Origin of the sequence: Alcaligenes sp. Lyrl_28 (assembly GCF_051948705.1) — a bacterium.
GTDB lineage: Bacteria > Pseudomonadota > Gammaproteobacteria > Burkholderiales > Burkholderiaceae_B > Alcaligenes > Alcaligenes ammonioxydans.
The window spans coordinates 52591-77069 of sequence record NZ_JAYJLG010000002.1 but is presented as its reverse complement, the minus strand read 5'-3'; the positions used below and the strand labels follow the sequence as shown (position 1 = coordinate 77069).

23 protein-coding genes and 1 tRNA gene are annotated in these 24479 nt (G+C 56.8%); 17 read left to right on the top strand and 7 right to left on the bottom strand.

What is annotated here, in order from left to right:
* Positions 1–41: 41 nt before the first annotated feature.
* The gene (locus VF694_RS04955; protein ID WP_336579845.1) at positions 42–947 is read right to left on the bottom strand and encodes a LysR family transcriptional regulator; all 906 of its coding nucleotides are present in this window, start codon (positions 945–947) and stop codon (positions 42–44) included.
* Between the two features lie 410 nt (positions 948–1357).
* Between VF694_RS04955 and VF694_RS04950 the strand changes: the two genes are divergently transcribed.
* The 10 genes from VF694_RS04950 (at position 1358) to VF694_RS04905 (ending at position 12220) form a co-directional block, all read left to right on the top strand.
* Positions 1358–2194, top strand: coding sequence for a bifunctional allantoicase/(S)-ureidoglycine aminohydrolase (locus tag VF694_RS04950; RefSeq protein WP_131071273.1), 837 nt, complete (start codon positions 1358–1360; stop codon positions 2192–2194).
* A 172-nt stretch (positions 2195–2366) separates the two neighbouring features.
* Positions 2367–2840: a nucleoside deaminase gene (locus tag VF694_RS04945; protein WP_059318622.1), complete on the top strand. Its 474-nt coding sequence runs from the start codon at positions 2367–2369 to the stop codon at positions 2838–2840.
* Between the two features lie 259 nt (positions 2841–3099).
* The gene (locus VF694_RS04940; protein ID WP_440163856.1) at positions 3100–4269 is read left to right on the top strand and encodes a YncE family protein; all 1170 of its coding nucleotides are present in this window, start codon (positions 3100–3102) and stop codon (positions 4267–4269) included.
* A 370-nt stretch (positions 4270–4639) separates the two neighbouring features.
* On the top strand, positions 4640–6052 hold the full coding sequence (locus VF694_RS04935; protein WP_426345515.1) for a GNAT family N-acetyltransferase: 1413 nt from the start codon (positions 4640–4642) through the stop codon (positions 6050–6052).
* A gap of 13 nt (positions 6053–6065) precedes the next feature.
* Positions 6066–6245: a hypothetical protein gene (locus tag VF694_RS04930; RefSeq protein WP_131071271.1), complete on the top strand. Its 180-nt coding sequence runs from the start codon at positions 6066–6068 to the stop codon at positions 6243–6245.
* A 180-nt stretch (positions 6246–6425) separates the two neighbouring features.
* Entirely contained in the window at positions 6426–7211 is a 786-nt protein-coding gene (locus tag VF694_RS04925) for an aldolase (protein WP_003803942.1), read from the top strand.
* Positions 7212–7250: 39 nt separating this feature from the next.
* A complete protein-coding gene (locus VF694_RS04920; RefSeq protein WP_240208947.1) occupies positions 7251–8579 on the top strand; it encodes an MFS transporter in 1329 nt (442 codons plus the stop codon).
* Entirely contained in the window at positions 8576–9184 is a 609-nt protein-coding gene (locus tag VF694_RS04915; protein ID WP_440163854.1) for a 2-hydroxychromene-2-carboxylate isomerase, read from the top strand. The genes VF694_RS04920 and VF694_RS04915 overlap by 4 nt, the downstream gene beginning before the upstream one ends.
* 638 nt (positions 9185–9822) lie before the next feature.
* The gene (locus VF694_RS04910; RefSeq protein WP_230406241.1) at positions 9823–10752 is read left to right on the top strand and encodes a response regulator transcription factor; all 930 of its coding nucleotides are present in this window, start codon (positions 9823–9825) and stop codon (positions 10750–10752) included.
* Between the two features lie 334 nt (positions 10753–11086).
* Positions 11087–12220, top strand: coding sequence for a calcium:proton antiporter (locus VF694_RS04905; protein WP_440163852.1), 1134 nt, complete (start codon positions 11087–11089; stop codon positions 12218–12220).
* A 56-nt stretch (positions 12221–12276) separates the two neighbouring features.
* Here VF694_RS04905 and VF694_RS04900 read toward each other — a convergent pair whose 3' ends face one another.
* Both VF694_RS04900 and VF694_RS04895 read right to left on the bottom strand, forming a co-directional pair.
* On the bottom strand, positions 12277–13314 hold the full coding sequence (locus tag VF694_RS04900) for a DUF72 domain-containing protein (protein WP_440163851.1): 1038 nt from the start codon (positions 13312–13314) through the stop codon (positions 12277–12279).
* Positions 13315–13787: 473 nt separating this feature from the next.
* Positions 13788–13861: transfer RNA gene (locus tag VF694_RS04895), tRNA-Gly, on the bottom strand.
* 202 nt (positions 13862–14063) lie between these two features.
* On the opposite strand from VF694_RS04895, the gene trmB reads away from it, so the two are divergent.
* The 4 genes from trmB to lysM all read left to right on the top strand — a co-directional run bounded on the left by trmB (position 14064) and on the right by lysM (position 16591).
* On the top strand, positions 14064–14831 hold the full coding sequence (trmB, locus tag VF694_RS04890; RefSeq protein ID WP_003803950.1) for a tRNA (guanosine(46)-N7)-methyltransferase TrmB: 768 nt from the start codon (positions 14064–14066) through the stop codon (positions 14829–14831).
* On the top strand, positions 14828–15775 hold the full coding sequence (gene pip / locus VF694_RS04885; RefSeq protein WP_440163849.1) for a prolyl aminopeptidase: 948 nt from the start codon (positions 14828–14830) through the stop codon (positions 15773–15775). The genes trmB and pip overlap by 4 nt, the downstream gene beginning before the upstream one ends.
* A gap of 42 nt (positions 15776–15817) precedes the next feature.
* Positions 15818–16018, top strand: a complete 201-nt coding sequence (gene thiS, locus VF694_RS04880; protein ID WP_003803952.1) for a sulfur carrier protein ThiS — start codon at positions 15818–15820, stop codon at positions 16016–16018.
* Positions 16019–16147: 129 nt separating this feature from the next.
* Positions 16148–16591 carry a peptidoglycan-binding protein LysM gene (gene lysM / locus VF694_RS04875; protein WP_240208943.1) on the top strand — a complete coding sequence of 148 codons (444 nt, stop codon included), beginning with the start codon at positions 16148–16150 and terminating at the stop codon, positions 16589–16591.
* 155 nt (positions 16592–16746) lie between these two features.
* Here lysM and ffh read toward each other — a convergent pair whose 3' ends face one another.
* The gene (ffh, locus tag VF694_RS04870) at positions 16747–18171 is read right to left on the bottom strand and encodes a signal recognition particle protein (protein ID WP_003803954.1); all 1425 of its coding nucleotides are present in this window, start codon (positions 18169–18171) and stop codon (positions 16747–16749) included.
* Positions 18172–18274: 103 nt separating this feature from the next.
* Here ffh and VF694_RS04865 point away from each other — a divergent pair, with 103 nt between their 5' ends.
* From VF694_RS04865 to ampD, 3 genes are read left to right on the top strand one after another with little or no spacing between them, the layout of a single operon-like run.
* Entirely contained in the window at positions 18275–19126 is an 852-nt protein-coding gene (locus tag VF694_RS04865) for a cytochrome C assembly family protein (protein WP_003803955.1), read from the top strand.
* On the top strand, positions 19119–19370 hold the full coding sequence (locus VF694_RS04860) for a PP0621 family protein (RefSeq protein ID WP_131071264.1): 252 nt from the start codon (positions 19119–19121) through the stop codon (positions 19368–19370). The genes VF694_RS04865 and VF694_RS04860 overlap by 8 nt, the downstream gene beginning before the upstream one ends.
* 4 nt (positions 19371–19374) lie before the next feature.
* Complete coding sequence (gene ampD, locus VF694_RS04855) at positions 19375–20010, top strand: 1,6-anhydro-N-acetylmuramyl-L-alanine amidase AmpD (RefSeq protein WP_131071263.1); 636 nt, start codon at positions 19375–19377, stop codon at positions 20008–20010.
* Here the strand turns inward: ampD and VF694_RS04850 are convergent.
* The 3 genes from VF694_RS04850 to VF694_RS04840 all read right to left on the bottom strand — a co-directional run bounded on the left by VF694_RS04850 (position 19998) and on the right by VF694_RS04840 (position 24107).
* Positions 19998–21110, bottom strand: a complete 1113-nt coding sequence (locus tag VF694_RS04850; RefSeq protein WP_440163847.1) for an alpha-hydroxy acid oxidase — start codon at positions 21108–21110, stop codon at positions 19998–20000. The genes ampD and VF694_RS04850 overlap by 13 nt on opposite strands.
* A gap of 21 nt (positions 21111–21131) precedes the next feature.
* On the bottom strand, positions 21132–21812 hold the full coding sequence (locus tag VF694_RS04845) for a Fe2+-dependent dioxygenase (protein WP_003803959.1): 681 nt from the start codon (positions 21810–21812) through the stop codon (positions 21132–21134).
* A gap of 99 nt (positions 21813–21911) precedes the next feature.
* Positions 21912–24107 (bottom strand): TonB-dependent receptor, encoded by a 2196-nt coding sequence (locus VF694_RS04840; protein WP_003803960.1) that lies wholly within the window; start codon positions 24105–24107, stop codon positions 21912–21914.
* Between the last annotated feature and the right edge of the window lie 372 nt (positions 24108–24479).

The window sequence follows — 24479 nt, the reverse complement described above, 5'->3', positions numbered from 1 at the left end:
ATTGCACTTACCTGGATCACTGGCCCAGGCAGCCCGCCCGGCTATGACGCGCGGCGGGCGCTCTCGGGGGCCAGCATCTCGACCAGCACCCGGGACAAGGCGGTCACCATCTCGTTGGCGTGAGGCCGATGCAATATCGCCAGCTCAAAAGCGTCAATGCGCGGTAGTCCCTGAGCCTGTCCCAATTCAATATGATCCTGACGTACCGCACGCCGCGGCAGCAGGCTGATGCCCATTCCATCGGCCACAGCCCCCTGAATCCCGCTCAAGCTGGAACTGGTGAAGCTGATGCGCCAGCGCCGCCCCAAGGATTCCACGGCACTGATAATCTCTTCGCGGTAAACACCGCGACGCGGGAAGGTGACCAAAGGAATAGGGTCCAGATGAAAGACGGGATCAGTGGCACTGTCGACCCACGCCGTCTGCTCGGGCAGACAAGCCACCGCCTCGCGGGCATTATGCCGCTGCTTGACCAAGACCAGATCCAGCTCACCCTGATCATAGGCCGCCAGCAAATCACTGCTCAAACCACTGCTGACCTCCAGGCGCACTTGTGGAAACCGGCGATTGAAACCAGCCAACGCCCGCATGGTCTGGCCATTGGTGAAGTCCTCCGGCACACCCAGACGCACGGAGATGGTTACCAAAGAACCCGACAAGGCTTCAGAGAGCTGATGGTTCAAGGCCAGCATCTGACGCGCGTAAGCCAGCAAGGTCTGCCCCGCCTCTGTCGTGCTGACACCACGACTGGCCCGGTCCAGCAAACGCAGTCCTGCCAATTCCTCCAGACGACGCACCTTCTGACTGATCGTGGACTGTGTTGAGTGCAAACGACTGGCTGCCGCTGTAAAACTGCCGCAGTCAACAACCGTCAACAAGGCCAATAGCAGATCCAGGTCATACAAAGGCCGGTTCAGACTGGGACTGCTGGATCGTTGATGATCCATGTGTTCACCCCCTTTTCTCTATTCTCGATGAGCGCCCGGGGCGTGGCAGAACGATTTTTTCAAGCTGCCACACCGGCCGTTAAGACGCATCTTGCGGTGTGGCAAACGGAGTCTGCCTGTGAATTGACCGCGCTGCCGCGTCAGAGCATGGTGAGAGACGAATGCAGATCCTGAGGGCGCCTGTCTGGCCCACTGCGCGCCAGGTTTCAAATCCGAGCCCACGCTTCCAGCTATTCAAAAAACAAATACAAGAGATTTATACATTTAATTTGTAAATATCACCAGCTCTCGTTAATGTGTATTGGTCCCGCGCATTACAACGACATCCCGCCTCTGCCTTTGGGCCGCCGCAGGGATTGCGCCGTGCCGTTCGACAGATTTTTCCTTACTGAATTTCATTGGGAATCAACATGTCCAAAGTCAATTACTACGCCCCGCCAGGCGGGCATCCGCCACAGACACAGCTGCTGACGGATCGCGCCATGTTCACCGAAGCCTATGCCGTGCTGCCCAAAGGCGTGCTGCAGGACATCGTGACCAGCTACCTGCCCGGTTGGGAAAACACCCGTCTGTGGGTACTGGCACGGCCTTTGTCCGGCTTTGCCGAGACCTTCTCGCAATACATCATGGAAGTCGGCCCGCAAGGTGGCAGCGACCACCCTGAGGATGACCCCGAGGCCGAAGGCGTGATTTTTGTCGTCAAGGGCCAGCTCGAACTGGTTCTGGAAGGCACCAAACACATCATGGAAGAAGGCGGCTATGCCTTTATTCCTCCGTCTACCAACTGGTCCTTGCACAACCGCAGCAACGAACTGGCCAACTTCCACTGGATCCGCAAGCGTTACCAGCGTGTCGAAGGTCTGGATGCCCCCGAGGCTTTCGTGACCAACGAAAAAGACGTTGAACCCCGCGTCATGCCTGACACCGATGGTCGTTGGAGCACCACCCGATTTGCCGATATGTCCGACATGCGCCACGATATGCATGTGAATATCGTGAACTTTGAACCCGGTGGCGTGATTCCCTTTGCAGAAACGCACGTCATGGAACATGGCCTGTACGTTCTGGAAGGCAAGGCGGTTTACCGCCTGAACCAGGATTGGGTTGAAGTGGAAGCCGGCGACTTTATGTGGCTGCGCGCCTTTTGCCCACAGGCCTGCTATGCCGGCGGCCCTGGCCGTTTCCGCTACCTGTTGTACAAAGACGTTAACCGTCATGCCAACCTGACCATTGGCGGCAAACGCTAATATGGCCTGAACCCGAACAGCCGCTGCCTGCCAGCGGCTGTTTTGCGTTGCAGACAGGCCCAATCTGAACTGCCCGCCTTTAACCTCTTTAAGGTAGAGTCGGCACACCGAACACGACACAGCCCCGCGTGTCAGGACTTATTCCAAGCTTTGCTCTCTCAGGGAGAAAAACATGAACGATAAACACTATCTGCTGCGGTCCATCCAGATTGCGAAAGAGAACGTTGACCGTGGCGGTCAGCCCTTTGGTGCGGTGTTGGTACGTAACGACCAGGTGCTGGCCGAAGGGGTGAATGAAACCTATATCGCCCATGATCCTACCGCGCATGCGGAAATCCAGGCCCTGCGCAATGCCAGCCAAACCTTGAAAAGCAGCCAGCACACCGGCAGTACCATGTATGCCAGCGGCATCCCCTGCCCCATGTGCATGGCTGCCATGATCGCGGCAGGCGTAGAGCGCGTGGTGTACTGCGCCGATGATAAGGAAGGGGCTCCTTTTGGCTGGTCCACCCAAGCCTTCTATCAAAAAATGCGCCAGGACTTCGGACAGCAGGGTGTGAAAGTGGAACATTTGCCCTTGGCTGAAAAACGCCAAGTCTACGAAGACTGGCAAGCCCGTTTTGGTCAAGGCCCCGCCCAGGATTAGCCCAACACCCTCAAGACCCTGCGTTCGCGCAGGGTCTTGCGTATTGGCATGGACAGAATGACAAGAAAAGCTTATAAATCGAATTGTTTATAGTAACGATTCTCATTTATTAATTTATTACCGAATCAGAACAGGCGACTGTACAGGTCCGCAATGTGGTTATGGCCGTAAGTACTGTGGCTCTGACGCATTGGGGCTGACGGCAGCCTCACGCCCGTTCTGCAGTCAGTTTGTTGTTGTTCACGTCCAAAGGAAATCCATGATTGTGTGCCGCCCCGCCTCCTTGAAAATGATTGTTGCCTCTGTCATGGGGGCCTTGCTGCTGAGCGCCTGCCAAAGCACACCGCAATCTCAACAGTCGGGCCTGAACGCGTCTCGTGCCAACACAGCCCCGCAGGCGCAGGTGAGCTTTCGCCAGGACTCAATCGAAGGGGCTTACGAAGTGCTGGCCGCCAAGGACAGCAATCAATTGTTCGTGGCTGCCACCCCTTTGTTTGAGGATCGCACCGCCGGCTTTGTGCATGTTCTGGACCAGGACACCTTGCAACCTACACAGTTGATCCAACTGCCACGACGGGCATTTGCCTTGGGACTGAACCAGAAAACACACACCCTGTACGTGGGCAATACCTTGGATGGCTCCTTACTGGCCCTCAATAGCCTGAACGGTACGGTCAAACAATTGATTCAGCTGGGCCAGAAAGAGGACAAGGGAGGCTGGGAACATACCCGCAAGGTCATCATTGATGAACAAGACAACCGCATCTTTGTAACCAACCCCGCTGAAGGGGGGCGTGTGTGGATTGTGGACGGCACCCAAGGCCGTATTTTGCACAATATCGACAATGTGGGACTGTGGCCTGCGGGTGCCGCGTATGACGCCAACACCAAGCGTCTGTTCGTGGGTCAGGGCGGCAAGCAAGAGATTGCGGTCATCAACCCCGCCACCGGCACGATCGAGCAGCGCTTTAGCACGGGCGATGCCAAAAGCGACAAGCGTGAGGACTCGCGTCACTTCTTTGTGAATGTGGCCCTGAGTGCGGATGGCAAGCAGTTGTTCGGCGCCGATGCCAATACCGGCAAGATCTACGTCTTTGATACCACCTCAGGGAAAGTGGAAAACTCGGTTGACGTCGGCCCAGGGCTGCTCGATATCGTCTATAACCCGGCTCGCCAGGAGTTGATCGCCACCAACCGCGGCGTGGATCGTGACTCGCCTGCTGGCACCGGCGCCATCAACATTCTGGATGCCCGAACTCTGACCGTGAAACATCGCCTCAGCGCCCCCATTCACCCCAACAGCGTCACCTTGAGCGCAGACGGCCAGACCGCTTTTGTGACCATCAAGGCTCCGCATGGCGACAAGAGCCCCCATTACCTGAAAGGGGCCAAGGATAGCGTGCTGCGTCTGAACCTGAACCAACTCTAAACCTGCGGTCTGATACCCATCCCAAAGCCTGGTTTGTCCACTGTGCCAAGCCGGCTTTTTTTACCTCACAGTGGGGTCCGCCCACCCGCGTAACCCCTTCTGGGCCTCGCATCCAGCCTGGTTTTGCCCCTGGCTCCTACCCTCTTTCCAGGTCAGCCTCGGGGTGCGCCCGACGCATGTCACTCCCCTTGACACAAAGCGGTCTGGAAACCAGACCAAAAGCGGATTGCTGCAACCTGCCACTTGATCAATAGAATCAATTAGTGACCTAGCAAGACGCCTGCCGATTCCCGGCCAAGTCCATGCCTTTTCCACCTCCAGAGATGCCCCACACAGGCATCTCTGGAGCGTTTTCTATTGCAGATGACCTATGGTTCAGCTAAACGCTTATCATCAGCCTATTGGCCCCGCGCTTGCCCACTGGCAAGCCCGCCCCCAACCTGCACGCTGCGTTCTTCAGGGCACATACTGTCGCCTGGAAGCCGTGGACCCCGACAAGCATGGCGACAGCTTGTATCAGGCCTACAGCCGCGCCCGCGACGGGCGCGACTGGACCTATCTGTCAGTCGGGCCCTTCAGCAACCGGATACAGTTCGATCAGCACCTCCACGCCATCAGCCAGGCCAGCAATGCCGTGCATTACGCCGTCGTAGACCAGACGACCGGACAGGCGTTAGGCACCCTGGCCCTCATGCGGATTGACGCGCAAAACGGCTGTATCGAGGTAGGTTTTGTCGCCTGGTCACCCGCCTTGAAACAAACCCGCCTGGCCACCGAAGCCCACTATCTGTTGATGGCCTACGCCATTGAGAAGTTGGGCTACCGTCGCTACGAATGGAAATGCGACACGCACAACGCCCCCTCACAAGCAGCAGCACGGCGTCTAGGCTTTCGTTACGAGGGGGTGTTCCGTCAGGCCGTTGTCTATAAGGGCCGTTCACGCGACACAGCCTGGTTCTCCATCACCGATAAAGAATGGCCTGCCCTGAAAACAAATTTCCAGACGTGGCTGGCCCCGGAAAACTTTGACGGGCAGGGTCGACAAAAGCACCGTTTGGGTCAGCATGTAACGCCCACACCCACCGATGCGGGCGTGCGCCGACTCCAGCAGATGCTCGCATTGCAATCCGAGCTGAATCAATTGATTGACCCGAACTGGCGAGTAGCCAAACAGGGCTACTACCGCGCAATCTGGGTGGAATGCGCGGAGCTGGCTGCTTACCTGGACTGGAAGTGGTGGCAACAGTCCGAACGAAATCTGCCGCAACTACAGCTGGAGTTAATCGATATTCTGCATTTCGGACTGTGTGATGTGCTTCACGCTAACGATGCCTTGCGCGAACAAGAGGCCGCTGCCGCGCTGGAACAGCTCCAACACGCCCAAGACACAGCCGCCGGTGATTCCACCACGCTCATGCATGCCCTGGAACGCTTTACCTTGCGAGTGCTGCAAACCCGTCACTTTGATTTTGAGGGCTTTGCCTTGCTGGCAGGCCTGTGCGGTCTGACGCTGGATACGCTCTACCATGCCTACGTCGGCAAAAATGCCCTGAACCGATTGCGCCAGCTACGTGGCTATCAACAAGGCCACTACCACAAGCACTGGGGCGGGCAACAGGATAATGAACATCTGGCGCACCTGCAGGCGCGCCTGCCGGTTGAGCAGGACAACTACCCTGAGTTGATTCTGCAAGCCTTGCTAGAGCGCTATGACACGTTTTTTTCAGGAGAGACGCAAGCCCGCAACGGAGCTGCGCTACTACCTCCCCTTTCTTCACGCTGACAAAGGACTGTCCATGTACCTCGACTGCGATTGTTCCATTGATGTCTTTCTGGACTCGCCCAAACCGGACTCCAATCCCGTGGAAAATAATGACACGCGACATCCACCCGATCCCCGGCCACAGCCGCATAAGGTGCAACACCCCTGGTCCCGCTCGCGACGACGCGAGCGCTCCCGATGGCGTCAGGCGTAAGCGCAAAGGAGAAAAGTCGCCGCGCCCGGCTCATGCCGGGCCGGCATATGCGATCCCTCTTCATGCCAAATGGAATAGGAGCTATGAGCCAAGGCACATAGCTCCTTTTGATTTAAATCAAGACAATGACCCCATCGTCGGCGCATAGACCGGCGAAGCATGCTAAAGGAGACAAATCGCATGGATACCCCCCTCAGAGACAAATCCTATTTCGATGAACGTGCCACCCAAGAGATGGCCACGCATCTACCCCAAGTCCAGCGCGACACCCGCGAAACCATGGCGTTTGCCTGTCGCATTCTGGCCATGACCGAACAGGAGGCCGGTCTGGCCGGCCAGATCAGTGTCCGGTCCGAGCGTCCCGGGGCCTACTGGACCCTGCGCTTTGGTCTGGGTTTTGATGAAGCCACACCCGATGACTTCATTGAAGTTGATCGCGACCTGAACACCCTGAGCGGCCAGGGCATGGCCAACCCCGCCACCCGCTTTCACCTGTGGGTGTACGAAGCCCGCCCCGACGTCAACTCCATCATTCACACGCACTCACCCTGGGCGACCGTGCTGGCGACCGCCCGCCAGCCTTTGGTGATTTCGCAAATGGACATGACGCCGTTGCACAATGACTGTGCGTTTCTGGGCGAATGGCCCGGTGTACCCATTGCCGACCAGGAGGGCGTTATCATTTCCGAAGCGCTGGGCGACAAGCGCGCCATCATCCTGGCTCACCACGGTTACCTGACTGCGGGAAAAAGCTGCCAGGAGGCGACCTACCTGTCGGTCTACCTGGAGCGTGCGGCACGCCTGCAGGTGCGTGCGCAAGCGGCGTTTGGCCCGCTGACTCCCGTCGATGACACTCTGGCGGCCGAGGCCCACGACTACCTGCTCAAGCCCTCCATTGTGAACGCGACCTTCGATTACTGGTCCCGTCAGACCCAAGGCATTGCGCCCTTAACAACGACTCGCTGACGCCCACACTCAACACCCCGCTTCCACCAGGAGGTCGCTATGACGATGCCTCACACCGGACAGGCGCGTTCGTCGCGCCAGTACGTCACTGCTGGCTTGGCCAGCATGATGGGAACCACCATAGAGTGGTATGACTTTTTCCTCTACGGCACTGCTGCCGCACTGATCTTCAACAAGATCTTTTTTCCCGCCTTCGACCCGATTACGGGCACTCTGGCGGCCTTTGCCACCTATTCCGTAGGCTTTTTTGCCCGTCCCCTGGGCGGTTTTGTGTTCGGCCATTTCGGGGACAAGCTGGGCCGAAAATCCATGCTGTTAATTACGCTGTTTCTGATGGGTATTCCTACCATCCTGATCGGACTGATTCCCTCCTACGACAGTATTGGCTATTGGGCGGCCGTCCTGCTGGTCCTGATGCGTTTTTTGCAAGGGGTTGCCGTGGGAGGTGAATGGGGTGGCGCTGTCCTGATGGCGGTGGAACACGCCCCGGATGGTAAAAAAGGTTTTTTTGGCAGTCTGCCCCAGACCGGGGTCGCGCCGGGCCTTATTTTGTCCTCTTTGGCGATGGGAGCCGTTGCCAGCCTGCCCGAAGAAGACATGTTGAGCTGGGGCTGGCGCCTGCCCTTTCTGGCCAGTGTCGCGCTGCTGTTGGTAGGCTGGTGGATTCGAGCCAAAGTGGCCGAATCTCCAGACTTTGAGCAGATGAGCAAAAAGGGCAAGCAGGTCGCTATTCCCGCCCTGGAAGTGCTGCGTCACTACCCCCGTGAAGTTCTGCTGGTGGTCGGCGGCCGCCTGGCTGAAGTCACCTGGTTTTACACGGTGGTGACCTTCGCCCTGGCTTATGCCACCACCACCCTCGGGGTAGAGCGTAGTGTGATGCTCAATGCCACGGTATGGGGCGCCTTTGCCGCGCTGTTCACCATGCCCCTGTTTGGCGTACTGGGCGACCGTCTCGGCTTTAAATGGGTCTTTATGGCAGGTACGCTTTGCATGCTGGCATTCTCCTCGCCTTTCTTCTCCATGCTGGGCAGCCTGGACACCGGCACCATCACCTTGGCGCTGGTCATTGCCATTGGTCTGGTCTATGCAGCACTCTATGGCCCGCAGGGCGGTCTGTTTTCCACGCAGTTCCCCCCCGAGGTACGCTACAGCGGGATCTCAATCGCTGTCCAGGTCTCTGGCGCCATCGGTGGCGGTCTGGCCCCTTTGGTGGCGACTTCCTTACTGGCCTATGGAGACGGACAACCTGACTACATCGTCTGGTATCTGAGTGCGCTGGGCTTGATCGCTTTTGCCAGCAGTTGGTTCATGCACGGACCGGCCCACTTCTCCCTGCCCAATCTGTCCCGTCCCAAGGTGCGCACATGAGCACGGCCGGCATTCACTACTACTTCTGGATGAACTCGGATTGGGCTTACCTGGGAGCCGACCGTCTGGAGGCGATCGTCCGCAAACAGGGTGTCCCCATCCATTACAAGCCCGTCGATTTGCCGCAGGTGTATGCCCGTACAGGAGGTGTGCTGCTCGGACAACGCTCCCCCGAACGCCAGGCCTATCGGATCACTGAACTGCAGCGCTGGTGCCGCAAGCTGGGCATCCCCATCAACCCCACGCCCCGCTTCATGTGCCCGGATGCCACGCTGGCCTCGACCGTGGTCATCGCCATCAATCAGGCCGGCTTGCCCGTCCTAGATCTGTACAAGGCCATACTGCGGGCGCAATGGTGTGAAGAGCGCAATATTGCCGATCCAGCAGAACTGGCTCGAATCATGCAGTCACAGCACCTGGACGCTGACTACTGGTTTGAACAGGCGCCGCACATGCAACAACGCTATCAGGCTTATACCGACGAAGCGATTGCAGCCGGTGTATTCGGCTCACCCTCCTATGTGTATCAGGGCGAGCTATTTTGGGGGCAAGACAGGCTGGACATGCTGGACGAGGCCATCCACATGCATCCTGCCCCGGCTTAAGTCGACGTTCCGACTAGTGTTCAACGGGTTTTACAGCAAGGGCAGAACGAGGCTACCAAGCTTGTTCTGCCCTTAGCGATAGTCGCGTCAGAGACTGGCTGGGCCCCGTCTCCATCCTACTCAATGTCATTCAAGAGCGGGGACCCCAAAACGGTCTAAAAACCATCCCAACACCGAAGCCCGGCGCTTGAGAAAGCTCAACACTCAGCCCCCCAGGGTTCACGTCGATGCTCGTTCACTGACTGACTGAGCGCCGCGGATGAGTCCTCACAAAAAAACGGGGAGGCTCGGGTGAAACACCTGCGAACGGCTACACGCGCAGACCTGAAAAGCAACGGCAGACCTGCCAAAGCCCCCTCATTCGTTAGGTCTTAAAAGCCGTAGAATCACGCTTGTTCCTGCCAGGAAAATTCACCCATACGTCAACGTAGCATTGCTGAGAATCGACTTCTGGGTTCGGCCTAAAGCCCGGGATTCCGGCTTTCAGCACGCCGCCTGCCAAAAATAAAATGCAATGAGCAATTTTGAAAATTTACTTTTTCCGTTGATACAAAATGTTATGTCTGCCGTACGAATCATATCGATAGATTTTATCTATTCATAGAGTCTGTATTCTGAAGGAATTGGCTACTTGAGCAATGCCAGTAAAGGTAGCCGTCTTCGACAGAAGAAGGGCGCGGGGCTTTATATTGAACAAATACGCCACTATAAAGTGTCAGCCGGATCAAAAAACCAGGATTTTGCTGATCTCCAATAACACTCGACAGCACGAACACCTTCTGCAATCTCTGCTGGCTGGAGCGTTTCGGGTTTCTGTTGCCGCTGATGGAGTGCAAGGCTACACCAAGGCCCAGCTAACGCTACCCGAACTTATCCTGATGGATAAACAAGTAGGCGGGATTGATGCCTTATCGCTGACACACATGCTGCAAGGGCTAAAAGCAACCGCTCACATTCCCATCATCATTCTGGATTCACGCAGCGAAAGCAGCAGTGAAGAATGCGTCAATTTCCTGAAGGCAGGAGCCGTTGATTACATTGGCAATCCCTATGCCGTTGACGAAGTCAAAGAGCGCATCAACGTTCCTTTACGTAATCCCAAACAGGCGCTCTCCCACCTCTCTGCCGGCAAGCCTCTGACCCAACGGCCCAGCACCACTGCTGAAACCAGCATGCTGATCTACGCCATTCAAAAAACAATCGATGCCAATCTGGGCTCACCGCCCAGCCAGAAAGAACTGTGCGATATGTTCAAGATCTCAAGACGAAAAATCATGAATATATTTCAGCGCAATTTCGGCTTGAGCGTCAGCAACTATATCCGACTGCAGCGTATGTATCGGGCTGAGTATCTGCTACGAACGACCGCCTTGAAAATTGATGTCATCGCAACCGACTTGGGGTTTTCCAGCCCGGCCAATTTCTCGACCGCATTCAAAACCTATGCAGGTGTGGCGCCTGGCAAATTCAGACAGGCCATTGAAAAAAACAAACTCCCCACAGAAAAAACACCAGCTCTTCGATCCCTGGGTTCTCCCTCTTTTTCATCAGAATGGTGCCCACCTTAAATAGGAGGGAATAAAGCGGCACGCAGGTGCGCAAAAGAAGATTCCCGTCCGCGAAAGCACCACTTGGGAAGGCCCCGACTTGCCGTATGGGCACAGGATGATAAAATCGTGGGCTTGAATAGCTCAATTCAAAACAGATCCGGGACGACCTGGATCTGCCTTTTCAATACAGGGACGGCCCTACTCCTTCAAAAGGAGCATCCACGATGGTCCCCCCTGCCTCACCCTCACATGCCCTGGCGCATGTTCCTGCTTCCCATTCCTGCCTGTTTTTTGAGCACGACGCATCGCGTCGCCTGGCCATCTTCAGCGTTGCGCGCGGGAAACAACAACCATGAAACACACCGGCTCCTCCCCTCTGCTTGCACCTGTCACCTGGTTACGCCTGTTCGGCTCCTGGTCCATTGTGGGTCTGTTCACGGTTTTTGGCAGTCAATGGCTGGGCGACTCCCTGAACGGCACTACGGCAACCCTCGCCTTTCTGGTTCTGTTCATCACCATTCTGGCCGCCTCCTTTGGCGTCGTTCGTGAGGCAGACCATCTGGCCCATCAACTGGGCGAACCTTACGGCACCCTGATCCTGACTTTATCCATTGTGCTGATCGAGGTCATTCTGATTGCCTCGGTGCTGCTGGGGCCGGGCGACTTTCCCACCATAGGCAGAGATTCGATCTATGCGGTGATGATGATTATTCTGAATCTGATCACTGGGCTGTGCCTGATTGCCGGCGCGGCGCGCAATGGCGATCAGGCGTTCAACCGTCAAGGTACCCGCACCTACCTGTCCATGATCGTCTTGCTGACCAGTATGGCGCTGATACTGCCCAACTACACCCGCACTGCGGGCGAGTTCAGCACGACACAGGCCATCGCCATTTCGATACTGACGGGCCTGATCTATGCCCTGTTCCTGTCTCTGCAAATGGGTAGCCGTCGTCATGACTATATGCAACCCCATGACACGGTGCCAGGCGCCAAGAACGCAACGCCCCCACCGCGTGATCCCCAGGCTACCCGCGCCATGCTGATACGCAGCCTGGTGCTGATCGCCCTGATTTTGCCGATTGTCTTGCTGGCGCATGATTTGGCCATCGTGACCGATTACGGGATTGCCGCCTCCGGCGCGCCCGTCGCCGTCGGGGGGGTGCTGATTGCCATTATCGTGTTCACCCCCGAGTCCATTACCGCCATCAAGGCTGCCATGAACAATGAAATGCAACGCGCCATCAATCTTTGTCTGGGGGCCTTTGTCTCTACCGTTGGGCTGACCGTACCCGTGGTCCTGCTTATCGGCTTGATAAGCGGTAAACAGGTCGTTATGGGTATCAGCAATACCGACATGGTGCTGTTTCTGCTTACCGTCATGCTGAGCATGCTGAGCTTTGGCGGCCCACGTACCTCTCCCATTCACGGCTATATGCACCTGATGGTTTTTGCCGTGTTCGGACTGCTGCTGTTTTATCCCTGATTAGGCACCAAAAGGACCCCTCTTGACGCAGACAAACGGGCCCGCCCGCCTCGCCTTTACTTTTTCTGCGCCGCAATAAGCTGCGCCAGCCGCTGAATGGACAGCGGTGCGCAGCCTTCTGCATCATTGCTGATCGTCACATAAGCAGCTTGGCCCGCCCCCGTGATGCCGCCAATCGTGCGTGCCAGCACGGTACGCGTAGGCAAGTCCTCGCTGACAATGGCATTAAAAGGGGTGTGTTTTTTCTGAGCATCGGCATAACCGTAGGCCCCAAACTCCCGATTCAGATTCCAGCGACACACCAAAGGACCGGGCCATAAGGCGCGCAATATCGGCAACTGCTCCTCGATGGGCGGCATCTTGCCATGCAGGCCCAGACAAAACGTTGCTCCATTGGCCTTGAGCGTATCGACCAGATTTTGACTCAGCAGCTCGGGGTCTCGCACTTCTACGGCAAGCACCACTGAGGAGCCTTGAGGCAAAGCCTCGCGTGCCGCCGCCAGCATGTGCCCCAATTTATGGAACAAGTCGACGGGCCGATGCAACCAAGCCCAGGACAGTGGGCTTAACTGGAAGACCAGTACCCCCAGGCTGGCCCCCAAGCCCTCCACGGCAGGCTGCACAAACTGCTCCACCGCCAGACGCGGGTTCAAAAAGTCGGGATTGGACTTGCGCACCTTGCCCTGCTCATCGCGCACTTGCGCGTCCGTAATCAGGGATGGACACTTCACGACGAAGCGAAAATCCTTATCGACCTGCGCGGCGTAGGCGCCATACTGCGTGACCGTCAAAGGACGCCAGAAAGTCCGATCAATGCACACCGCGCGCATTAAGGGGTGTTGGTGGTAGGCCTCCAGGCCGTGCTTGGACAAGGTACTTGGCTCGTACTCGCCATCCCAGACCAAACCTTGCCAACCGGGGTAAGACCAGGTGGAGACACCGAAACGCAGGGTTTCAGGCAGCTGAGCCGCCAGATCGCTTAGCTCCAGGGCGGAAGCAGCAAGGCTGACTTTGGTGATTTTGCGTCGCGAGGGGGCGGCGGGCTTTGAGGCGGGTGGCTGAGGAATGGCATCGCCGAAAAGATCTTCTTGCATGCCAAATATAGTGCCATGGGAAGGAGCTGGTCGCCAATGAGCAACGTGATCAGCATCGTTTGATGAGGAATCAGCTGCGCAGCTTGCTGAAGCTCCGCCCATGCTGTGCGCACCTCAATGCGGGCTTTTAGAACAACACGACTGTCCAGTGCATGCTTGGGCAGCGAAGTAGGTAGCTGGATATAAGGCTGGCTCGGATTCCACACAGCATCAAGCGTCATGATGCCAAATCTCGATTTCGTCGACAGGTTGCCGCCTTATGTCGTCACCAGTGACACGTCGATAAAAGGTGTACCTATTTTCAATACATAGCGACGTGCATCCAGTTTCGCTGAAAGAATCAGCGGCTACCACCGCCTAAGAAGTAGAAATGCAGTCGTGTTGCAGCCCAACACACCCGAATCCCGAGAGCGGCAAAGACTGGCTTGGGAAATCGCTGCAGAAAAACGGGGGAGTTGGAAACAAAGCAGAACTGGAGCGGGTGATGGGAATCGAACCCACGACGGATGCTTGGGAAGCATCAGTTTTACCATTAAACTACACCCGCCCTGTTGGAGAGGTCTGCGTCAAACGCAGACGGTCCCGCGAAAGGGGAAGCGAAAATTATAGCGCGATCTGGTGGCTGTGCGTCACACCCGCCCTATCTTTTTCACCCACCACCACATGAATTTGGCGGCAAGACTCACTACAATAGAGCTTTCCCGCTTTTAGCTGATACGCGAGCCATTTCCGATGCCCGCGCCCCAACCATGACCTCCAGCAACGAAAAACAATCCCTGTTGTCGCCCACTGTCGCCAACAGCAATTCCGGCGAGACCCATATCCGTAGCTTTGTTCATCGGCGCGCGCACATCACGCCCAGCCAGGAGCAAGCCTTGGCGCGCCTCTTGCCGCTGTGGTCGATCAGCTACCGCGACAACATCCTGAAACCGGAAACGGTGTTCGGCAACGACAGGCCCGTGATTCTGGAAATTGGTTTCGGCATGGGTGAAACCACCCAGAAAATTGCCCAGGCCCGACCCGATGACAATTTCCTGGGTGTGGAAGTGTTTAACGCCGGTGTCGGCGCTTTGCTCAAGCGTATTGATGACAATCAGATCAGCAATATCCGCATCATTCAGCATGACGCAGTGGAAGTGGTGCGCGACATGATCGCGCCTGCTTCGCTGGCTGGCATTCACATCTACTTCCCCGATCCCTGGCCCAAAAAACGCCACCACAAGCGCCGACTGGTCCAGTCGCCCTTTATTCAGTTGCTCAGCAGCCGCCTCAAGCCCGGTGGCTATATTCACTGCGCAACCGATTGGGAAAATTATGCGGAGCAGATGCTGGAAGTGCTGTCGGCTGAACCCATGCTGACCAACACGCACGAGGGCTACGCACCTCGCCCCGACTTTCGGCCGCTAACCAAATTTGAGAATCGCGGACTGCGTCTGGGTCATGGCGTATGGGATCTGATCTTCACGCGCAATGACACCCCTACCCCTGAACTGAACTGGCCCAAGAAAGAACAATGAGCGCAACCCTGTTCCCGCCGATCGAGCCTTACGCACAAGGCACCTTGCATACCGATGATGGCCACCATATCTACTGGGAATGCTGCGGCAACCCGGCCGGAAAGCCAGCCATCTTCCTGCATGGTGGACCGGGATCAGGATGCTCTACCGATCATCGCCGCCTGTTCGACCCGCAAAAATACAATGTGCTGTTGTTCGATCAGCGCGGTTGCGGGCGCTCATACCCCCATGCCAGCCTGGAGAACAACACCACCTGGCATCTGGTTGAGGATATGGAGCGCTTGCGCAGGGAAAAGCTCAAAGCGGACAAGATGCTGGTCTTTGGCGGGTCCTGGGGTTCGACTCTGGCGCTGGCCTATGCCCAGACTCACCCCGAGCACGTCAGCGAACTGATCGTGCGGGGCATCTTCATGGCGCGCCCGCAAGAGCTGCACTGGTTTTATCAGGACGGTGCCTCGCGCCTGTTCCCCGATATGTGGGAACAGTACCTGGCCCCCATTCCCGAGAACGAGCGCCATGATTTGATCACGGCCTACCACAAGCGTCTGACAGGTGACGACCCTGCTGTACAGCTGCGGGCCGCGCATGCCTGGTCACAGTGGGAAAGCAACACCATTACACTGTTGCCCAGCCAGAATCACCTGGATGCCAAATCCAGTGATAAGGCGGCCTTGGCTTTTGCTCGTATTGAAAACCACTATTTCATGAATCAGGGCTTTCTGGAGCCGGATCAACTGCTCACAAATGCCCACCGCCTGCACGGCATTCCCGGGGTAATCGTCCAGGGGCGCTATGATGTGTGCACTCCGGCGCATACAGCCTGGCAACTGCATCGCGCCTGGCCCCAAGCAGAATTCCATATGGTGGCCGACGCGGGTCACGCTTATGACGAACCGGGTATTTTGGCCCGTTTGTTGGCTGCCACCCGGAAATTTGCCATCTGAATCACGCGTCCGACCCTTGTCGGGCCCTATCCAGAGACAAGAATGAACATTACCTTGAATGGCCAGAGCAAGACTTTGGCAAACTCCGATACGATTGGCTCGCTGATCCGCGAGCTAGGCTACGAGAACAAGCGCATTGCTGTAGAGCTTAACGGCGATATCGTGCCCAAAAGCCAGCATGCCAATACCCCTATCAAGGACGGCGACACGATTGAAATCGTGGTTGCGGTCGGAGGCGGCTGACGCCCCTTCCTAAAATGCACAATTGCTGACATTCCGGTACCGCTTCACCGTTAGAAATGCGGTCATAATGGGTGGATTGGCCTGCCAGCGAGCAGGCTGCCATAGAACCCTAACTTCAGGAGCAAAGCGATGGGCGTATTCAGTTTTCTTAAAGATGTCGGCGAAAAACTCTTTGGCGCCAATGAGGCCAAAGCAGCCACCGCAGACGAACTGCAGAAAGAACTGGCCAAACACCAGCTGTCCGCTGACGGTCTGAATCTGACGGTAGAGGGCGATAAGGTCACGGTCAGCGGTCAGGTTGCCTCCACCGAACAGGCGGAAAAAATCGTACTGGCACTGGGTAACACCTTGGGTGTGGCACAAGTCGATAACCAGTTGACGGTGGCACAGCCGTCCATCGAGGCCACCATGTACACCGTCCAAAAAGGCGATACCTTGTGGAAAATTGCCGAAGTCCATTACGGCACACCCCATGGGGCCAAGTACACGGTCATTTTTGAGGCCAACAAACCCATGCTCAGCCATCCTGACAAGATCTATCCCGGTCAGGTACTGCGTATTCCTGCCCTGTAAAACGGGCTTGTACCGGTCTTTGTCCATCGGTGACAGGCCTGGATTTTCGCTCAAGCCACAACAAAACGCCCGATGCAGTGCATCGGGCGTTTTTTTATTGACTCAAGCCTCCAGGAGAAGCGGATCACGCCACTCCCGCCGACTTTAACGGCTGCCTAGCGAAAACCCTTGAAACCTTTACCGGCCAGACCTTTCAAGGCTCCCATGCCGCCCAGGCCCCGCATCATTTTGGCCATGCCGCCCTTTTTCATCTGTTTCATCATGCCCTGCATCTGCTCGAACTGATTAAGCAGACGGTTGACCTCTTGCACCGACACGCCCGAACCAGCCGCAATGCGACGCTTGCGCGACGCCTTCAGCAACTCAGGCTTGGCACGCTCGGCAGGAGTCATGGAATTCAAGATGCCTTCAGTACGGCGCAATTGCTGCTCAGCCTGACCGCCTTGCAGCTGGGACGCCGCCTGAGAAAACTGGGCAGGCAGTTTTTCCAGCAAAGAGCCCATATCGCCCAGCTTTTTGACTTGCTGTAACTGATCGCGAAAGTCGTTCAGGTCGAACTTGTCGCCGGCCTTGATCTTGTCGGTAATCTTTTGCGCGTCGGCAATGTCGATGTTGCGCTGAGCCTGCTCGACCAGAGAGACAATATCGCCCATCCCCAACACCCGCTGAGCCATGCGCTCGGGGTGGAAAGGCTCCAGACCGTCCAGTTTTTCCGATACTCCCACGAACTTCAACGGTTTGCCGGTGACGTGGCGTACCGACAAGGCTGCACCACCTCGGGCATCACCGTCGAGCTTGGTCAAGACCACACCGGTCAGGGGCAGAGCGTCGGCGAAAGCCTTGGCAACATTGACCGCGTCCTGGCCCTGCATGGCATCGACCACAAACAAGGTTTCGATCGGGTTCAGCAAATCGTACAGCGCGCGTATCTCGCGCATCATCTCTTCATCAATGCCCAGACGACCGGCCGTGTCGACAATCAACACATCGAAATGATGACGCTTGGCATGATCCAAGGCATGACGGGCAATGTCTGCAGGCTTTTGGCTGGGATCGGAAGGCAGAAACTCCACACCGACCTGCGCGGCAACGGTTTTCAACTGCTCGATAGCGGCAGGACGGTAGACGTCGGCACTGACCACCAGCACTTTTTTCTTGCCTGTCTTGCGGCCATGCTGGATATGGCCGCCTTCGCTAAGCCATTTGGCCAGCTTACCAGTGGTCGTGGTCTTACCGGCCCCTTGCAAACCCGCCATCAGAATCACAGCAGGAGGCTGGGCAGCCAAGGACAGCTCGCTGGCGTTGTCGCCCAGGTCTGCCCCCATCAAGTTGGTCAGCTCCTGGTGAACAACCCCTACCAGCGCCTGCCCCGGATTGAGGCTGTCGGCAACTTCAACACCAAGTGCCTTTTCCTTGACCCGTGCCACAAAATCGCGCACGACCGGCAAGGCCACGTCCGCCTCCAGCAGCGCCAGACGCACTTCCCTCAACATATCCTGAGTATTGGATTCGGTCAGACGAGCCTGGCCGCGCATGGTTTTCACCACACGTGACATACGCTGGGTCAGATTTTCAAACATAGGACTGGGTTCGCTTAAACTAGGTTATCGTGTGGTCTACGAATAAGAATAAAATGGCCACTTGAGGTACGCCCCGTACCGTTTTTCAGGAAAACCGGGACTTATGTCTGCAAGTATTGTATTTCACTTGCTCGCCGCACTGGCGTACATCGTGCTGTCGATCTCGCTCTGGCGTCCATTGACTCGCGGCAGCACCCGAACCGTACTGAACGCCCCCAGCCGGGTAGCCTTGCTATGCGCCATCATTGTGCATGGAGCGGGCCTGTTGCTGACGATTGTGCAGCCCCAGGGGCTGCATCTGAGCTGGGCATTGGCCCTATCGGCGGCAATCTGGCTGGGTATGGTGGTGTTCTGGTTCCAAAGCCTGTATCTGCGTCTGGACAGCCTGCTGCTCATTCTACTGCCTGCAGCCACAATCGTCAGCCTGCTGGCCATGGCTTTTCCCCAGGGCCATATCGTCAACCATGTGGGCAATGAATGGTTGCGCATCCACCTGATGATCGCCCTGGTCGCTTATGGTCTCAGCACAGTGGCTGCCTTGCATGCCGTCCTGATGACCGCGCTGGACCGTCAACTACACCGCCCCGTGGCTCATCAGGAGCAACGCGGCCTGTTCAGCCGGGTGCTGGACACCATGCCGCCCCTGCTGGTCCAGGAAGAGCTGCTGTTTCGTCTGATCCGCGTCTCTTTCCTTATTCTGACCCTCACGATTTTGAGCGGAGCCGCTGTCTCCATGGCCATAGATGGTAAATTTCTGCCAGCGGACCATAAAACTGTCTTTACCTTGCTGTCCTGGGTTACATTTGGTGGCTTATTATGGGGTCGAAAACAGTATGGATGGCGCGGTCGGGTAGCCTTGCGCTGGACCTTGGCCGGCTTTGCCTTCCTGCTGCTCGCCTATACAGGCAGCCACTTTGTACTGGACGTCATCTTGCAACGAGGGAAAATTGGGTAAAGTCTTATTCTGGGTTGTGGTCATTCTGGGGGCCATGATCATTGCCCGCATCGTGTCACAAAACAAGGCCCGCAAGCGCACTCCACCCAACCCGACCACGCGCCCCCCACGCAAGAAAGGCGGTGCCGAAGAGATGGTTCGTTGTGCGCACTGTGGCATTTACCTGCCGCGCTCTGAAGCCCTGATGAGCAATCATCACACCTGGTGCAGCCTGGAACACGCCAAGCGCGGCCCGCGCAATTGAAGCTATGGCTCGCATGCACCACGCCTACGACCTGGATCGCCAGGGCTGGCTCAAACCTCATGCCAATGTCCTGCGGGCCCTGTCTCCCAATCAGGATGAGCGCCCCGAGGGCGACACCCCGACCTTGCTGGTGCTGCACAACATCAGCCTGCCCCCCGGGGAGTTTGGCGGACCCTATATTCGGGATTTCTTCCAGAACCAGCTGGATATCAGTGCTCATCCCTGGTTCGAGAATATCCGGGACCTGAAAGTATCAGCGCACTTTCTGATTCAGCGCACGGGCCATATCATCCAGTTTGTGCCCACTACCCGCCGTGCCTGGCATGCGGGTGTGTCACGCTTTGAAGACCGTGAGCGCTGCAATGACTTCTCTATTGGCATCGAGCTGGAAGGCAGCGATTTCGAGCCTTTTACAGAAGCGCAGTACCGGGAACTGTCCCGTCTGAGCCGCGCCCTGCGTATGCGCCATAACTTGACCGCAGTACGTGGACACGAGCATATCGCCCCGGGGCGCAAGACCGATCCGGGGCCATGCTTTGATTGGGAAAGGGTGAAGCGGGAACATGGCTGGCCCAAAGAAAGCTTGCCGGAGCAAGAGCTGGAACCCAAGCCGCAACCAGTGCCCGCTCAGGATCGATAAAGCAGTTCAGGGCCAATATCAGCCAAGGTATTGCAACCCGTCAGAGCCATTGCCACTTCCAGTTCCGCCCGCAAAATATGCAGGACATGCGCCACGCCGGCCGCTCCTGCGGCGGCTAGAGCATAAATATAAGGACGGCCAATCATCACGGCTGTTGCACCCAGCGCCAATGCCTTGAGCACATCGGTTCCGCGTCGAATACCGCCATCCATCAAGACCGGCACCCTGCCCTGCACGACCTGACAAACCTGTGCCAAGACGTCCACAGAGGCGGGAGCACCATCCAACGTTCGCCCTCCGTGATTGGACACCACAATTCCGGCGACCCCCCTATCCAGGGCTCGCTGAGCGTCTCGGGGTCGCATCACACCCTTCACCCATACCGGTAAAGGACTGTTCTGCACCAACCAGGCCAGATCCTCCCAGGTCGGCGCCGTATTCAACAAACCACTAGCAAACAAAGGACTGGTTCCTGCTGCACCCAAAACCACCTGTTGCTTGGGCGCCCCCCGCAGATTCACGGCGTCCACCCCCTCAGGCAGGCTAAAGCCGGCACGTTGCTCCTGATTACGCACACCATTAACCGCAGCATCTACCGTCAACATCAGCGCGGCATAACCGGCCGCTTCGAGCCGCCTCAATAAATCCACAGTAAAGGCGCGATCCGTTTGCCAGTACCACTGGGCCCACAAAGGGGCGTGCGCCCGTGCGGCGATCTCTTCAAAGGAATGACTGGCCTGCATGCTGATTACGCTAGTCGCCCCCATCGCACCCGCGCCCAACACACTGGCCAATTCACCGTCAGGGTGAGCCAGGCGCTGATAAGCCACGGGAGCCAGAAGAATCGGGTAATCCATGGACTGCCCGTGCAGCGTCAAGCGGGTCGAGGGCTGATCAAATTCGCTGAGAGCAGCAGGCCATAGGCCCCAACGCCCGAAGCTGGCCAGATTGTCTTGCAAGGTAAGCTCATCGGCTGCCCCCGTGCTGAAGTAAGCCCAGTCCTGCGTACGCATACGCTGACGGGCATAGGATTCGTAATCCCTCAGGCAGCTAATCTGGGCCGGGATGTGAGTGAGTGGGGGCAGTCGTTCGTGGGACATGGTCAATCAAGCTCCAGGCGATCAGACATCGCTCCATTCACGCAACAAATTGTGGTAAATCCCCGTCAGGCGTGACAGCTCCTGGGCATCCGCATTCTGCCTGGCCAGTTGCTGAATGCTCTGATCAAGCTCCCACAGCAATTTGCGTTGATGCGCGTGGCGCACCATGCTTTGCGTCCAGAAAAAGGAGGCATAGCGCGTTCCTTTCGTTACCGGCTCTACGCGATGCAAGCTGGTACCGGGATACACCACCATATGTCCTGCAGGCAGCTTGATGGATTGAGTGCCGTACACATCCTCGATGATCAGCTCGCCCCCCTCGTACTCGTCGGGATCACTGAAAAACAAGGTTGTGGACACATCGGTACGCAGGCGCTGGGGCGTGCCAGGAACGGTAAAAATCGCGTTATCAATGTGGTTGCCATATTCCCCGCCACCCTCGTAACGATTAAAGCGTGGCGGCAGCATGCGCAGTGGCAAGGCAGCGGCAATAAAGCCGCTGTGCTGCCCCAGTACGTGCATCAGAAACTCGCCCATCTGACGGGCAAGAGGCGCATCCAGAGGCAACTGCAAATTGCGCTTGCTGTGCTGGGCCAGATAGCCTGCCGTCGTGCGTCCGTCCTCCCACTGCGCCTGCTCCAGGGCCTGGCGACAATCGCGCAATTGCTCGGCATCGAGAACGTCGGGAATAGTAATCAGCATGAGAGACCTGCGAGAACAAAGACACACATCGGAACGCGGAAAAAGCAGATGAGCCGCCCCCGCGGGCGGCCCATCTGCCATCAGCCTACCCGAGGCAATTTACTCGAAACGGTAAGACGCATTGAACATGTAAGAGCGGCCGGGGCCCACGTTGGCAAAAATCCCCACGTGGGAAGCATCATACATGCGTACATTGCTGATGTTGTTGACGTTGAACTGGAAGGACACGTTCTTGTTCAGCTCGTAGCGCGCCATCGCATCGTAACGCCAGTACGACGGCAGCTTCAGCTGATTGGCATCATCCACAAACCGCTTGCCCACAAAGGTGGCGCCTGCACCCAAGGTCAGCTCGGGCATCACTTTGTAAGTCGTCCAGATATTGAAGCTTTGTTTGGCGATGAATTTCATCTGATTGCCGTCAAAGACGTTGCTGCCATTGCGGTACTTCTTGATCTTGGGGTCCAGGTAGGTATAGCCTGCCCACAGATTCCAGTTCGGCGTGATCGCGCCAGCCGCACCCAGCTCCAGGCCCCGCACACGATTGCTGCCGCTTAACGACACATCACCGGTCAGCGGGTCGGTAGAACGGGCATCTTTCTTGTCGGTCTGGAATACGGCGGCGGTCAGCGACAATTTTTCGTCGGCCACATCCCACTTGGTACCCAGCTCCCAGCTGTAACTGCGCTCGGGCTTCAGATCACGGATGGCCGCGCCGCCTGCCGGGCCATCTGCTCCCCCAGCCTGCCCCAGATTTTCGCCTGTCGGGTTGGAGGACGTACCGTAACTCAAGTAGATGGAACCGTTCTGAGCGGGCTTATAGACTACGCCCAGCTGATAGTTCCACATATCGTCGGTGCGGGAGTCCTTGGTATTGTCGGCCTCAAAGCGATCAAAGCGCAGGCCGCCATTCACCATCCATTGCTCGTTCAATGTCAAAGTGTCAAAGAGATACGCGGAACGGGTATTGATGTCGCCTGTCTTGGTCTTGGGACCGTACTGCAAGGAATAGTTGTACTGACGATTGGGGTCGGGGTTGTAGAACGAGTCCGTGTCACGGCCTGGCCCACCCGTCATGGCTTTGTTGTGAATTTCCTCTTTGCTGATCTCCACACCCGCCACAATATCGTGCTTGATCGAACCGGTATTGAAGCTGCCATACACATCAGTCTGGTTCAGCAAGGACTCAGCCACCCGGTAATTCGTCCGGTCATCGCGACGAAACTGCAGACCAGGTCCCTCCGACGCGCAAGCACCACCCGCCCCTGCCACGCAATTGTCAAAGGACGGACGGGTCATCAGGTAATGGTTCAGCGTCTTGCTGTAACGGGTAACGTTACGCACCGTGAAACGATCATTGAGATCATGCTCAATATTGGCTGAGGCGGTATCGGCAATGTATTTGCGGAAATCTACATTGTGACGACCGTAGAAATTGTCACGATCCGCTTCCAAAGGCGTGACACGGCCCGGGTTGGCGGCATTCTTGAAGGGGAAGCCCAGATCGGGCATATCCTTGTTTTCAAGCCGGGAGTAGGACAACGTAACACGCGTGGGCGTGCCCAAACCAAAGGCAATCGAAGGAGCGATTCCCCACCGGTCGATTTTTACCCCATCGCGACCCGGGACATCGCCGCCCATACGCATCAGGTTCAAGCGAATTGCCCCCGTATCCGAAAACGCATAGTTGCCGTCGGCAGTCAGACGATACTGGTCCGACGTGCCATAACCCGCTTCCACCTGGAAAAAGTCCTTGAGCTTGGGCGACTTGGTCACCAGGTTCAAGCTGCCGCCCGTGCCGCCACGGCCGGTATAGGCCGAGCTGGGGCCTTTCAGAACCTCAACCGATTCCAGATTGAAAGTCTCATGCGAGCCACGAGAGTAATCGCGCACACCATCGATAAAAATATCGGTACTGGCTTCATAACCACGGATAAAAGGACGGTCCCCCACGGGCGTGCCGCCTTCACCCGATCCCAGCGTAATGCCAGGGGTCGTGCGCAGCACATCTTGCAGCGAGGTCGCGCCACGGTCCCGGATCACCTCCTCTGGAATCACGGTGATGGAACGCGGTGTGTTCAACAAGCTCTCAGAGAATTTGACCGACTGCGCTTTGTGGGCCTGAAAGCCATCTATGCCATTGGCGTCTGCCGAACCCTGCACTTTAATCGACTGCAACTCGGTCACACCCGGATCAGCGGTTTGCGCCATCGCAGGCGCGGTCAGGGCAGCAAACAAGGCAGCAGACAAAACCGTCTCGGCAAAGCGGCGAGGCGGTACGGAAGAAACAAACAACATACCAGCTCCAAATGGTAGGTATCACTTTTTCAAGACAGGACTAAGGGAGCCAGGCCAATCGCTTGCGTCGGCGGCTTCTCACTGCTTGATAAGTTCTTTTAATAAAGGAAACGTAATATTAATCATTCTTATTACTAAGTCCATCCAAAACAGGCCTTTTCCTTAAATTCTGCTGAAAAAAAGCAGGATCAGCACCAGAGTGTGGCGTTCCCGCATCGTACTGAGATCAATTCTCATTAAGATAGACAAAAAGTGAAAAATCGCTTAATACCTATCGCTTCCTGATGAGGATTCTGGGCTTTTGCGCCGCGTTAGCCGACTGACAAACACAAAAAAGCCCTGATCCTCGTACAGAGGATCAGGGCTTTTCCA